Below are 12715 nucleotides of genomic sequence, written 5' to 3'. Positions count from 1 at the left end.
GCGAGGTGTTATAAGGCGCCCATGGCGAAACCCGGTCCGATCAGCGCTAAGCCGCTTTCCGTCCTGCTCAGCGACGTGTTTTCCGACGCCTATGCCAAGCAGGGGTTTGCCGCGCGCGAGCTGGTGACCCGCTGGGCGGAGATCGCCGGAGCCGAGATCGCTGCCCATTCCGAGCCGCTGAAGATGCAGTGGCCGCGGCCGGTGGAGGGGCAGCCGCAGGAACCCGCGACGCTGGTGCTGCGGGTGGAGGGCCCGATGGCGCTGGAAATCCAGCACTCCTCGGACGTCATCCTGCAGCGCGTCAATCGCTTCTTCGGCTGGAGCGCGGTAGGAAGGCTGGCGCTGCGCCAGGCGCCGTTGTCGCGCCGGGAGCGGCCTCCGCCGCCCCGCGCGCCGGACCCGCAATCGGTCGCGAAGGTGGCCGAAACCCTGTCCGCGGTCGAGGACGAGGAATTGCGCGCCGCACTGGCGCGGCTGGGCGCCTCGATCAAGCGAAATTGAGGCTTACACGCGGTCGGACTGCCGCAACCCGCCATTGCCACAATTATCGTTTCAAGCTAGCGAAGGCTTCTTTTTAAGACCTCTTCAGGCGTGAACGCGCCAATTCCCGGGAGCAGACCTTGATCATCACCCGCCGCGCCTTCACCGCCGCCCTGTCGCTGACCGGGCTTGCCGCTCTCGCCGGGTTCTCGCCGTTGCGGCTGATCACGCAAGCGATGGCGCAAAGCGCCGCCGACGTCGCCAAGCCGCAATCGCTGCCGGACATGGGCCTTGGCCCGGCCAACGCCACGGTGACCATCACCGAATACGCCTCGATGACCTGCCCGCATTGCGCGAATTTCAACGAGACGGTTTTTCCGAAGATCAAGTCGGAATATATCGACAGCGGCAAAATCCGCTACGTGTTCCGCGAATTCCCGCTCGACATCAAGGCGGCGGCCGGTTCGATGCTGGCGCGCTGCATCGCCAAGGACGACGCGCCGAAATATTTCGCCGTCATCGACCTGCTGTTCAAGCAGCAGAGCGAATGGGTTGTGAAGAACACCACGGAGACGCTGACGCGGATCGGCAAGCAGGCCGGCCTCACCCAGCAGGCGGTGGAAGATTGCCTGAAGGATCAGGCGCTGCTCGACAAGATCGCCGCCGATCAGAAGTTCGCCAATGAGGTGCTGAAGGTCAATTCGACGCCGACCTTCTTCATCAATGGCGAGATGGTCAAGGGCGAGACCTCGTTCGAGGAGTTCGACAAGAAGATCAAGGCGCTCTTGAAGAGCTGATCGATCACTTAAGGAGCAGGCCGTTGCTCGTCACCCGCCGCGCCTTCACCACCGCTTTGTCGCTGACCGGGCTTGCCGTGCTCGCGGGTCTGTCGCCACTGCGCCTGATCGCGGAAGCGATGGCGGCCAGCGCGGACGACGTCACCAGGCCGCAATCGCTGCCGGACATGGCGCTCGGCCCCGCCGATGCAAAGGTCGCGATCGTCGAATATGGGGCGCCGACCTGCCCGCATTGCGCCAAGTTCAACAAGGACGTGTTTCCGAAGATCAAGTCGGCCTATATCGACACCGGCAAGATACGTTACGTGTTCCGCAATTTCCCGCTGAACATCAAGGACCTGGCGTGTGAGATGCTGGCGCGCAATATCGCCATTGACGATGCCGCAAAATACTTCGCCGTCGTCGACATCATGTTCCGGCAGCAGGACCAGCTGGTCGAAAAGACCGGCGACACGCTGAAGCTGATCGGGCGGCAGGCCGGGCTCAGCGTTCAGGCGGTCGAGGATTGCCTGAAGGACCAGGCGATGCAGGACAAGATCGCCGCCGTCCAGAAATACGCCGAGGATGTGCTGAAAGTCGATGGCACGCCGACCTTTTTCGTCAATGGTCAGGTGATCGTCGGTGAAACCAGCTTCGAAGAGTTCGACCAGCGGATAAAATCGCTGTTGAAAACCTGATTCGCGGGGCCGCATTTCTACGGTGCCCTAAGCCCCGCAAAACCCACAATAAAACCCTTGGGAAAAGCCCTTCCCGCTGGTTGCCCTTCGGCCCCAGCCTCGCCATTGTCCCCAGCCATAAGAGCCGCATCGAGCGACTCGTCCACACACCGACATTGCCTTCTATGGTATTGTCACGGCAGGGAGATTCGCGTCCTGCCAACAGAGACCTGTGTTCATGAAACTCACGCGCCTTCGCCTTCACGGTTTCAAGTCGTTCGTCGAGCCCACCGATTTCATGATCGAACCGGGCTTGACCGGTGTGGTCGGGCCGAACGGCTGCGGTAAATCGAATCTGGTCGAGGCGCTGCGCTGGGCGATGGGCGAGACCTCGCACAAATCGCTGCGCGCCGCCGACATGGATGCGGTGATCTTCGCCGGTTCCGGCAACCGTCCGGCGCGCAACCACGCCGAAGTGGTGATGACGATCGACAATGCCGATCGCTCGGCGCCGGCGGCGGTGAACGACCGCGAGATTCTGGAAATCTCGCGCCGGATCGAACGCGAGGCAGGCTCGGTCTATCGCATCAACGGCCGTGACGTACGCGCCCGTGACGTCCAGATCCTGTTCGCGGACGCGGCCACCGGCGCACGTTCGCCGGCGCTGGTCCACCAGGGCAAGATCGGCGAAATCATTCAAGCCAAACCCGAACAGCGCCGCCGGGTGCTGGAGGACGCCGCCGGCGTCGCCGGACTGCACGCCCGCCGCCACGAGGCTGAACTCCGCCTCAAGGCGGCCGAGACCAACCTCACCCGCGTCGAGGACGTGATCGGTCAGCTCGCAGGCCAGGTGGACGGGTTGAAGAAGCAGGCGCGGCAGGCGATCCGCTTCCGCGAAGTCGCCGCCAAGGTGCGCAAGGCCGAGGCCACGCTGTTCCACCTGCGCTGGATCGAGGCCAATGCCGACGTCGCGGAAGCCGCCCGCACCCACGACCTCAATGTGCGCGAGATGGCCGAGCGGACCCGCGAGCAGGCCGAAGCGGCCCGCATCCAGGCGATCCGCGCGTCCGAACTGCCGGCGCTGCGCGAGGGCGAGGCGCGCGCCGCGGCGGGGCTGCAGCGGCTCACCAATGCCCGCGAGCTGCTCGACCGCGAGGAAGAGCGCGCCAAGGAGCGCGTCGCCGAGCTCGACCGGCGGCTGACGCAGTTTTCGGCCGACATCGCCCGCGAACAGCAACAGACCTCGGATGCCGAAATAGCCCTGCAGCGGCTCGACACCGAAGATTCCGAGCTGAAGGAAGAGATCAAGTCGCGCGTCGAAAAGCGCAGCGGCGTCGATGAACGGGTGTCCGAGGCCGAGGCGACGCTGGCCGCCGCCGAGCGCATGTTCGGCGAATTGACGACCGCGCTCGCCGACCTCACCGCCAGGCGCAACCAGCTCGAGGCGGGCGTGCGCACCCATCGCGACCGGCTGGCGCGGCTCGATCAGGAACTCGCCAACGTCCAGGCCGACGAGCAGAAGCTTAGCGACGAAACCGGCAATCTCGGCGACCTCGATGCACTCGCAGGCGCCATGGAAACCGCGCAGGAGCATCTGGCGCAGTCGGAAGCCATGGCACAGGAGAGCGAAGCCGGCCACGTCGCCGCGCGCTCGCGGCTGGAAGCTTCGCGCAGCCCCCTCGCCGAGGCTGACAAGCGCGTGCAGCGGCTGGAGACCGAAGCGCGCACGATTTCCAAGATCGTCAATGGCGAAACCAAGAACCTGTGGCCGCCGATCATCGACGGCATCACCGTCGCCAAGGGCTACGAAAAGGCGATCGGCGCCGCACTCGGCGACGATCTCGACGCGCCGGTCGATCCTTCCGCCCCGATGCGCTGGACCAATGCCGGGGAACATGGCGAGGATCCGTCGTTGCCGGAAGGCGTCGAATGCCTCGCCAACCACGTCCAGGCGCCGACCGAACTGGCGCGCCGTCTGGCGCAGATCGGTGTCGTCACCAAGGATCGCGGCGCGGAACTGGTTTCGCAGCTCAAGACCGGCCAGCGGCTGGTGTCGCTGGAAGGCGATGTCTGGCGCTGGGACGGCTTTGTCACCGCCGCCCACGCACCGACCGGTGCGGCGCGGCGTCTGGCCGAACGCGCACGGCTGGTCGATATCGAGCACGAACTCGAGCAGGCCCGCACCGACGCCACCACTAAGCGTCAGGCACTGGAAACCGCCGAAGCCGAACTGAGGGTTGCGTCGTCCGCCGAATCCGCCGCCCGCGAGGCGTGGCGCGCCGCCCAGCGCGAAGCCGACGCCGCGCGCGAGCGTCATGCCGCGACCGAGCGCGAGATCAATCGCCACGCCGCGCGCAAATCGGCGCTGACCGAAGCCCACAGCCGCCTTGCCGCCGATCGCAGCGAAGCCGAGGCCGCGCATGAGAACGCCACCGCAGCAATCGCGGAGCTGCCGCCGAGCGCCGATACCGAGACCAGATTGGCCGCCGTCCGCAGCGACATCGAGGGCCATCGCCGCCTCGCCGCACAAGTGCGTGCCGAGGCGCAGGCGCTGGCGCGCGAGGCCGAACTCGCCGACCGCCGCGTGCAGGCGATCCTCGCCGAGCGCACCGAATGGCAGAACCGCAAGCAGAGCGCGGCCTCGCAGGTCGCCACCATCGAGGCCCGCGTCACTGAGGTCACGGCCGAGAGGGCCGAGCTTGAGGATGCGCCGGCCCTGTTCGCGCAAAAGCGCCGCGCCCTGATCAACGAGATCGAAACCGCCGAAAGCGCCCGCCGCGTCGCCGCCGATGCACTGGCCGCCGCCGAAAGCGTAATGGCGGAGACCGACCGCTCTGCGAAAATCTCGCTTGAAGCGCTCTCCAGCGCGCGCGAAGCCTGCGCCCGTGCCGAAGAGCGCATGGAGGGAACAAAACGCCGCCTCGCCGATATCGAGCGCGAAATCCACGACATGCTGGAGGTGGAACCGCACACTGTCGCCGCGCTGGCCGAGATCGAACCGGGCGCGGAACTGCCGCCGCTCGCCGAGATCGAGGAAAACCTCGAAAAGCTGCGCCGCGACCGCGAGCGGCTCGGCGCCGTCAACCTGCGCGCCGAGGAAGAGCTGCGCGAGGTCGAGACCCAGCATACCGCGCTGACCACGGAACGCGACGATTTGGTGGAAGCCATTAAGCGGCTGCGCCAGGGCATCCAGAGCCTCAACCGCGAGGCGCGCGAGCGGCTGTTGACCTCGTTCGAGACCGTCAACGAGCACTTCAAGCGGCTGTTCACGGAACTGTTCGGCGGCGGCGAAGCAGCGCTTCATCTGATCGAGAGCGACGATCCGCTGGAAGCCGGCCTCGAGATCATCGCCAAGCCGCCCGGCAAGAAGCCGCAGACGCTGTCGCTGCTCTCGGGCGGCGAGCAGGCGCTGACCGCGCTGGCGCTGATCTTTGCGGTGTTCCTCACCAACCCCTCGCCGATCTGCGTGCTGGACGAAGTCGACGCGCCGCTGGACGACCACAACGTCGAGCGGTTCTGCAATCTGCTGCACGAGATGACTTCGTCGACCGATACGCGCTTCATCATCATCACCCACAATCCGATCACGATGGCGCGGATGAACCGGTTGTACGGCGTCACCATGGCCGAGCGCGGCGTCTCGCAACTGGTCTCGGTCGGCCTCGATGACGCGGTGAAGATCCTCGATCAGAACGTGGCGTAGTCTTTCTCGCCCTGTCCCGTTGACGTCATCATCCGCGAAAGCGGCGCGCGGCCATTGCCACACTGGGATGGTAAGTTGCGCCGGAGCCTGTCATCGGGGCCCGCGCCTTGCGCGGCCCAGATGGGCTAACCCGCCCCAGGTGCTATCATTGAATCGAAATGGACTTTTGTTACGTAGGCGAATTTTGAAATGATGCCGGCGTGACACAACTGACATCCGCTTCAGGGCCACAAACGGACATCGTTTCCCTGGCTCGCGAGGTCCGAAAAGTGCCCAACATCGGATCCATGCCTCAACTTTGCGGCCTACTCGCTCGGTCGGCCAGCATCCAGAATATCGAGCACCGGGCAGTCGGGGACAGCGCCGTCGGAACATCGGGCAACCGTTTCCGCCAGAATGGCCTCGAGCTTGGCGAGGTCTGAGAGTTTACTGCGAACATTCGCCAGATGCGCGTTCGCAATCTTATGCACGTCGGCACATGAGGCGCGTTCTGGCCCTCCAAGAGCCAACAAGGCGCGAATCTCCTCAAGAGTGAACCCGAGGTCGCGGGAGCGCCGGATGAAGGCCAATGTTCTTCTTTCGGCCGGCCCGTAGAGCCGCCGACCGCTCGCCGTTCGGGGCGGCGCCGGCATCATCTTGATGCGCTCGTAATAGCGGATGGTTTCAATGTTCACGCCAGTCTGCTTGGAGAGTTCACCGATTGAGATGTTTTCGGCTCGCGGGGACGTGATGGCGCCCATGGAAATTGTCCCTTGATCCTGTAGTCGCTACAGGATGCATGGCTTAGCGTATGACAATCAATCGGGCTGATCACTTTGCCGACAACCGGCGTCGGCAAACCTTGATGGCGGCAGGCGGTCTCCTTGGCGCGCTTGCGGCATCGTCTTGCTGCATCTTTCCCTTAGTCCTGTTCGGCCTTGGGGTCAGCGGAGCATGGATCGGCAATTTCACCCGACTTGCCCCCTATCAACCCCTTTTCATCACTGCGACGCTCGCGTTCCTCGGATACGGCTATTGGCTGGTCTACCGATCATCAACGCGAGGCTGTACCGATGGCGAGGCGTGCGCGCGTCCCCTGCCGCACCGGATCGTCAAAGCAAGCCTCATCCTCGCAACGATCCTCGTCGTCGCCGCGCTCGGCCTCAACTTCATCGCACCGCTCTTTCTCAACTCATGACTGGAGATTTCCCGATGAACAAGCCTCTCGCCTACGCAGCTTTGGCCGTCGGCATGATTGCCTCGTCATCAGTGATGGCCGGGGATAGAACGATCACCTTGGCGGTGAAGAATATGGATTGCGCGGCCTGCCCGTCCATCGTCAAAGGCAGCTTAGAAGCCGTTCCCGGCGTTGCCAAGGTTGCAGTGTCTTTCAAGGACAAGACGGCGACCGTCATCTATGACGACGCCAAAGCTGCCGTGAACCAACTGACGACGGCAACTACCAAAGCGGGTTATCCGTCCTCGCCGAAGAGCTGATCCGATGCTTCTCCAGTCAACCATCACCTGTCCGCACTGCGGTCTTCCGAAAACGGAGACCATGCCGACCGATGCATGCCAGTTCTTCTATGAATGCACCGGCTGCGGCACCAAGCTAAAGCCCAAAACGGGCGATTGTTGTGTGTTCTGTTCCTACGGAACGGTGCCGTGCCCACCGATTCAGCCCCAGCGAGCCGGCGAGCCGAGCGCCGCGGGGTGTTGTTCCTATTCGGCCACGAGCGGCAATGGGTTGCGGAGGATAACCGCATCTGGCGGTGCCAACGTAACAGGATCGAAGTAGAAAGGTCTCGGTACAAAAAATTTGTGCCGTCCCGCAGAATTAAGAAAACGTTAATCGCGAGATGTATGATCGGTAAAAGTCGACAAACGAGGATTTCTCGGTTTGAAGGGGCATATTATGCGCAATATCGCTTCAGTTGTCGGAGTTGTGGCAGTAGCCGCAGCGACCTTTTTGTCGCCAGGACCGGCGACGGCAGAGAACGGTCAAATCGCCGCTGGCGTCGTAGGCGGACTTATCGGCGGGGCATTGCTCGGTGGGGCTCTGGCGTCACGCCCTGCTCCGCCGCCGGTCTACTATGCGCCGGCGCCGGTATACGTCGAAGAGCCCGTGTGCCGGTTCGTTCGCGAACGCTACTGGGACGGCTTCGGCTGGGTATACCGCCGCGTCGAGGTTTGCGGTTGATCGTCCGTTGTACTGATCACCGCCTTCCCGGAAAATGTGAAGAGCGAACAACACTGGCACGGCCTTTCGAGTGATTGCTGCGGAAGCGCAGCCTACAGAGTTCAACTCGACCACTATGGTCCGGTGCTTTCCAGCCCGCCATGGGATCAGAGCCTGACGGGGATGCCTGAAGCAAATGGCTTCAAAGACCCGACTTCCGGTAAGGGTCCGACGCTACCGAAACAGACTTTCGGGCCATGTCCGGTCTTCACCCGGTAGCGACCGGATTGCGGAACTCCCGTTTGGCAGCTTCGCGCCAATGTCAACCGCAAGCCACACTTCCTCCCGCGCGGGCTGTCGTATATGAGAATAGCACTGGAACGTGCCGATAGTCCCCAGGAGCGAATTGGCGGCGTGGATGGTGGCGGCGGTTAGCTGATCCAAAATCGCGATCTGACACTTGATCGACGCAAGCGCGGACAGGCATTTCAACCGGGGCATGGCATGGTAAATCGATCTACGACGGCGCGATCCACCGTGGCGATGCGGCGCTGGGGTCCCCTCGCCATTGTGACGCTCGCGGCGATGGCCGCACTGACGGCGCTGACCGCCGGCGCCGCAGCGAGACCGGCGCGCCCCGCGCCCACCGAGGAGATGGCGCCGCGCGAGGCCGGCGAGCCGATCATGGCGATCGTGTCGATCAAGAGCCAGCAGGTCACTTTCTACGACGCCGACGGCTGGATCCTGCGCGCGCCGGTGTCGACCGGCACCACGGGACGCGAGACGCCGGCCGGCGTCTTCGCCCTCCTCGAGAAGGACAAGGACCACCACTCGAGCCTCTATGACGATGCCTGGATGCCGAACATGCAGCGCATCACCTGGAACGGCATCGCGCTGCACGGCGGGCCGCTGCCCGGATATGCGGCCTCGCACGGCTGCGTCCGGATGCCCTATGGCTTTGCCGAGAAGCTGTTCGAAAAGACGTGGATCGGGATGCGCGTGATCATCTCGCCTGGTGACGCCGAGCCGGTCGAGTTCTCCCATCCGGCGCTGTTGGTGCCGAAGGCGGAGGCCATCGCGGCCGCGCCGGCCAGGGCCGAGGCGCTCACCCGCGAAGCGGCCGAGGCTGCCAGGACGGCCGACGAGGCGAAGAAAGCCGCAGCGTCTGCGGCGCGCGAGACGGCTTTGCTGACGGTGTCGCTGCGCAAGTTGGAGGGACAGAAGACCCGCGCCGACGCCGAGCTCGCCTACGCCGGCAAGGCGCTCGCCGCCGCCAGGACGGACGAGGCCAGGGCGCGGGCCGAGGACCTCAAGCAAAAGGCCGCCGCCAAGGCCGCGGACCTGGGGACCCAGCTCGACACCGCCAGGGCCGACGCGAAATCGAAGCCCGACGCAGCCGCCGCCGCAAAGGAAGCGGCCAAGGCGGCCCAGACGAGGAAGGCCGACACCGCCAAAGCGGCAAGCGAGGCGAAGCTCGCGCTTGAGCCGGCGTCGATCTTCATCAGCCGCGCGACGCAGAAGCTTTACGTGCGGCGCAACACGCATAAGCAGTGGCCGGACGGCGGCGAGGTGTTCGACGCGACCATCGAGGTTCCGGTCACGATCCGCAATCCCGAAAAGCCGATCGGCACGCATGTGTTCACGGCGGTGGCGCGCAGCGACACGGGCCTGCGCTGGACCGCGGTCACGATCGACAACGGGGACAACGCCAGGGACGCGCTCGACCGCATCACCATCCCGCAGGATGTGCTCGATCGCATCGCGCCGACCGCATTGCCACGGTCCTCGATCGTCATCTCGGACGAGCCGCTGAGCCGCGAGACCAACTATCGCACCGAGTTCGTCGCGGTGCTGAACAACCAGCCGCAGGGCGGCTTCGTGACGCGCCGGCCTACGTCCGATGAATTCGTTGCGAGCGGCGACGTCGGGGGCGACAACGGCTTCGGCTTCGGCTTCTTCAATTTCCAGCGCGATTGGAACCCCCAACCTGGCAATACGCGCCCGCGTGGCGGCCAGTACTATCGTCAGGGGCAACAGGGCTTGTGGTAAGACGCTGCACGTCGCGCGTCGGCCGCATGGTCGCTCACGGACATTTTCGGACCTCGATGCTGGCGAATTACGCTGATGACCGGACATCGTCGTTGAGGTCGGCAATGTCCGAAAGGTGCCAGAAACAGACATTCGCGCCCGCATCGCTGCCTCGGTTCATCGTCAGGATGGGGGCGAAAAGTGGGTCATCGGCAAGGGTATAACTTACTCCTTTTGGAAAAGCTCTTCGGGCGTAAGGGTGGAGCCGACCATCGAGCCTTTTCTCCACGCGCGATAAGCCACTTCAGCTGGTCGGCCGGGCGATCGCCACCACGGCAATATCTGCTCGATATCTCGAGAGACTGACTCGTTTGTTGTTTCCAAGAGCACTTGCCGAAAAACGAACCCTGGGCCGAAAATGTTGGCCATATCAGAGGGCTCGACACGAGTCGCCGATGTCGGGTCGTTCAGATTCTTAAAGGTGGCAAGGGCAGGGATATAGTCGTTCGGAAGAACACCGCGCCCCATCAACCGAAACTCTTCCTTCCAATCGTCGAACTTCTTATCCGGCGCTAGCGCGGCCGTCGTTATCCTGAATAGCTTGTATTGGTCTGCGCCTATGGCACCGAACCCCAAGAGAGCAATCAAGTTTCGATCGTGGCCGAGATCAACAAATACGGCGCGCCCTCTAAAATCCGAACGAATGCCTCTTGCTTCTATAGGCCCCCAATTGCCGCTCTCCCACGCACTCGTTTCGATCACGCTGGAACCTGTCTTGATCCCGTCGGGAGTCTCAACCTCGATCGTAAGTCGGAAGCGATGCGTGTATGCGGGTTGCGTACACAAATACAGGACGAACGCCAGCCCCGCCAAGAACGCTACTATTCCGGCCCGTTTCATCCAACCCGTCTCGCGTCATTGAGAAGCTCCTGATCAATTCGAGAGACGATGTCATCGCAATAGCGGTGCACGATCAGCCCCTTTCCTGAACGTCAGCATCCAAGGGGGAGCGCTCCACAAGGGCCGAGTAAATTGCGAGTCTACCAAACCGCGCGGCATCTCTAACACGCAACAATCAAAAGTCGAAATGACCGCTATGGGTCAATCGCATCGTTTTGGCGATCGGTCGGCCACGTCGGGTCCACCCCGATCAACGGACATCAGCAGACTGGCGCTCCGCGCCGCCAAGAACGGCCTGATGTCCGCGTGCCGCGCAGGCATCCGCCAAGGCGAGGTCGCGTCGGCAGCTTTGCCCGCAGGCTTTTAGTGTTGTCGCATCATGTGGTCGAACCTCCAGCACCCAATCGGTGACTAACCGTGAACCAGGTATCAAGCGATGTTTGACCACAGACTACGAAAAACCGGGATTGCGCTATGGCTTGCCCTCGCAACAGCGGCGCCCGCCAGCGCCGATGGGCCAAGAGCCAGCTACAAGCTGGACCCCGAGGGCACCTTCATATCCCCCGACAAGAAGGTGCGGCTCGAGCAATATGCCCGGGAGAACAAGGACGGGGACCTGTCCTACCAATTCTGGACCTTCGACAGGGATCATCGGCATGCTCTCCTGTTGAACCCTGGCAAGGGCGATGACTTGCCGGCCTATGCGGCTGGATTTCGATTTAGCCCGGACAGCCAGTGGCTAGTGCGAATGCAAAAACTGGGATCCGGCTCTCAGACGCTGTTTCTGTATCGCAGGAACGGATATCAATTCTCACCGGCGACCAAAAAACCCCTTGGTGATCTGGCCTGGGATTATTTCTTCACCACGCCGACTTCAAAGGGGATGCATCGGGACCCCGAGAACCCGTATGGGCTCGATCACGCATTTGTCGCACTGGTCAGGGGGATGGAAGAAAACTACGCCTGGATGGGGCAGCATTGGCCCGACAGCCGCTATGTCGTGATCAGCCTGTCGTTCGACATGCAGGGTGAAGACGACAAAACGGCCCCATGGATCGAAGACTGGCACTGCGTCTACGATCTGAAAACCGGGGCATTTTCGGTGCCTCCCGACTTCGTGGACAACAACGCGAAAGCCGTCACATATCCTCAACCAAAGTGAGATGGACTGGCGTGTGGGCCGTCGAGGTGAGGCAAGCCATCGACTCATACACCAACAAACCGGAAACGATGAGTTTCCACTCTCGCCGTTTCGCGGGTCGCTCCCACGACCACATCATCATGGCGCAGACAAGGAGTCCTCTGATGAACCAGCATGCCAGCAAGACCAGCGTCCCGCCGTCCGCGGGCGCAGATGTGAGTGGCATCCAGACGCTACTCAACCGCAATCTTCCGGAAGTTTTCGGTGAAGGTGATTCGGCTCGCCGAAGGACCGCAATTCAGGAACTTTACACTGAAGACTGTGTGCTATACGCGCCGCCCGGCACGTTCGTCGGTCACGACGCACTGGACAAGTTCGCTGGCGATCTCCGAGCGACGCATCCTCATTTCGTTTATACGCCTCATGGCGCGCCCCAGGTTCTGCACAATTCGGGACGCCTGGCGTGGGGCTCGGGGCCGAAAGGCGAAACGCCCCAGTACACCGGTGTGGATTTCATCATCGCACGGGACGGCAAGATCGCGGCTCTTTATGTCTACCTCGACTCGCCGCCCACATAATGTGCGGAACGGCATAGGACCTACTTGACTAACGGGCACCCGCCTTGGCGCGTTGGCCTCTTCTGCACTGAAGCAGCTTTACGCCGAGCAGCCCACGTCAGCAGAACTTGCATAGGTCTGCATCGGGTCATTCGCGTCGAGTTTGACATCTCTCCGGCATGTCCGGTTTGGGACTCCGGACATTCGGACCAGCTTTTTCGCTCGGCCGACGCGGCGGACTCTGCCGCCTATGTCTCTCGCAACCAGACCTCACCAACCGAGTGATCGGAACGCT

General features: G+C 63.0%; 12 protein-coding genes and 1 pseudogene. 11 read left to right on the top strand and 2 right to left on the bottom strand.

Annotation, left to right across the window (positions count from 1 at the left end; translation table 11 throughout):
* Positions 1 to 21: 21 nt before the first annotated feature.
* The 4 genes from V1289_RS34435 to smc all read left to right on the top strand — a co-directional run bounded on the left by V1289_RS34435 (position 22) and on the right by smc (position 5636).
* Positions 22 to 501 (top strand): DUF721 domain-containing protein, encoded by a 480-nt coding sequence (locus tag V1289_RS34435; RefSeq protein ID WP_334402770.1) that lies wholly within the window; start codon positions 22 to 24, stop codon positions 499 to 501.
* A gap of 119 nt (positions 502 to 620) precedes the next feature.
* Complete coding sequence (locus tag V1289_RS34430) at positions 621 to 1277, top strand: DsbA family protein (RefSeq protein ID WP_074279737.1); 657 nt, start codon at positions 621 to 623, stop codon at positions 1275 to 1277.
* 23 nt (positions 1278 to 1300) lie between these two features.
* A complete protein-coding gene (locus tag V1289_RS34425; protein WP_334402769.1) occupies positions 1301 to 1954 on the top strand; it encodes a DsbA family protein in 654 nt (217 codons plus the stop codon).
* Between the two features lie 217 nt (positions 1955 to 2171).
* Entirely contained in the window at positions 2172 to 5636 is a 3465-nt protein-coding gene (gene smc, locus V1289_RS34420) for a chromosome segregation protein SMC (protein ID WP_334402767.1), read from the top strand.
* A gap of 305 nt (positions 5637 to 5941) precedes the next feature.
* On the opposite strand, the gene V1289_RS34415 is transcribed toward smc, so the two are convergent.
* Complete coding sequence (locus tag V1289_RS34415) at positions 5942 to 6376, bottom strand: MerR family transcriptional regulator (protein WP_334402766.1); 435 nt, start codon at positions 6374 to 6376, stop codon at positions 5942 to 5944.
* Between the two features lie 104 nt (positions 6377 to 6480).
* On the opposite strand from V1289_RS34415, the gene V1289_RS34410 reads away from it, so the two are divergent.
* The 5 genes and pseudogenes from V1289_RS34410 (at position 6481) to V1289_RS34390 (ending at position 9843) form a co-directional block, all read left to right on the top strand.
* Entirely contained in the window at positions 6481 to 6813 is a 333-nt protein-coding gene (locus V1289_RS34410; protein WP_334407794.1) for a mercuric transporter MerT family protein, read from the top strand.
* A gap of 14 nt (positions 6814 to 6827) precedes the next feature.
* Positions 6828 to 7112 (top strand): mercury resistance system periplasmic binding protein MerP, encoded by a 285-nt coding sequence (merP, locus tag V1289_RS34405; protein ID WP_334402765.1) that lies wholly within the window; start codon positions 6828 to 6830, stop codon positions 7110 to 7112.
* 4 nt (positions 7113 to 7116) lie between these two features.
* Positions 7117 to 7335, top strand: a pseudogene (locus tag V1289_RS34400) (GDCCVxC domain-containing (seleno)protein); the annotation flags it as partial.
* A gap of 195 nt (positions 7336 to 7530) precedes the next feature.
* On the top strand, positions 7531 to 7815 hold the full coding sequence (locus V1289_RS34395) for a hypothetical protein (RefSeq protein WP_334402763.1): 285 nt from the start codon (positions 7531 to 7533) through the stop codon (positions 7813 to 7815).
* A 483-nt stretch (positions 7816 to 8298) separates the two neighbouring features.
* Entirely contained in the window at positions 8299 to 9843 is a 1545-nt protein-coding gene (locus V1289_RS34390) for a L,D-transpeptidase (protein ID WP_334402761.1), read from the top strand.
* Positions 9844 to 10047: 204 nt separating this feature from the next.
* On the opposite strand, the gene V1289_RS34385 is transcribed toward V1289_RS34390, so the two are convergent.
* Positions 10048 to 10722, bottom strand: a complete 675-nt coding sequence (locus V1289_RS34385; RefSeq protein WP_334402759.1) for a hypothetical protein — start codon at positions 10720 to 10722, stop codon at positions 10048 to 10050.
* A 436-nt stretch (positions 10723 to 11158) separates the two neighbouring features.
* Here V1289_RS34385 and V1289_RS34380 point away from each other — a divergent pair, with 436 nt between their 5' ends.
* The gene (locus tag V1289_RS34380) at positions 11159 to 11884 is read left to right on the top strand and encodes a hypothetical protein (protein WP_334402757.1); all 726 of its coding nucleotides are present in this window, start codon (positions 11159 to 11161) and stop codon (positions 11882 to 11884) included.
* Positions 11885 to 12027: 143 nt separating this feature from the next.
* Complete coding sequence (locus tag V1289_RS34375) at positions 12028 to 12441, top strand: nuclear transport factor 2 family protein (protein ID WP_334402755.1); 414 nt, start codon at positions 12028 to 12030, stop codon at positions 12439 to 12441.
* Positions 12442 to 12715 lie beyond the last annotated feature (274 nt).

The sequence above is a fragment of the Bradyrhizobium sp. AZCC 2289 genome (assembly GCF_036924615.1).
Lineage (GTDB): Bacteria > Pseudomonadota > Alphaproteobacteria > Rhizobiales > Xanthobacteraceae > Bradyrhizobium.
Note: the sequence above shows the minus strand (reverse complement) of the source record. Positions and strands in the feature narration are given on the sequence as shown.

Excerpts from the sequence above, each read along its gene's own strand:
- V1289_RS34435 (WP_334402770.1), top strand. The coding sequence starts at position 22 with ATGGCGAAACCCGGTCCGATCAGCGCTAAGCCGCTTTCCGTCCTGCTC.
- smc (WP_334402767.1), top strand. The coding sequence starts at position 2,172 with ATGAAACTCACGCGCCTTCGCCTTCACGGTTTCAAGTCGTTCGTCGAG.
- V1289_RS34415 (WP_334402766.1), bottom strand. The coding sequence starts at position 6,376 with ATGGGCGCCATCACGTCCCCGCGAGCCGAAAACATCTCAATCGGTGAA.
- V1289_RS34410 (WP_334407794.1), top strand. The coding sequence starts at position 6,481 with ATGGCGGCAGGCGGTCTCCTTGGCGCGCTTGCGGCATCGTCTTGCTGC.
- merP (WP_334402765.1), top strand. The coding sequence starts at position 6,828 with ATGAACAAGCCTCTCGCCTACGCAGCTTTGGCCGTCGGCATGATTGCC.
- V1289_RS34395 (WP_334402763.1), top strand. The coding sequence starts at position 7,531 with ATGCGCAATATCGCTTCAGTTGTCGGAGTTGTGGCAGTAGCCGCAGCG.
- V1289_RS34390 (WP_334402761.1), top strand. The coding sequence starts at position 8,299 with ATGGTAAATCGATCTACGACGGCGCGATCCACCGTGGCGATGCGGCGC.
- V1289_RS34385 (WP_334402759.1), bottom strand. The coding sequence starts at position 10,722 with ATGAAACGGGCCGGAATAGTAGCGTTCTTGGCGGGGCTGGCGTTCGTC.
- V1289_RS34380 (WP_334402757.1), top strand. The coding sequence starts at position 11,159 with ATGTTTGACCACAGACTACGAAAAACCGGGATTGCGCTATGGCTTGCC.
- V1289_RS34375 (WP_334402755.1), top strand. The coding sequence starts at position 12,028 with ATGAACCAGCATGCCAGCAAGACCAGCGTCCCGCCGTCCGCGGGCGCA.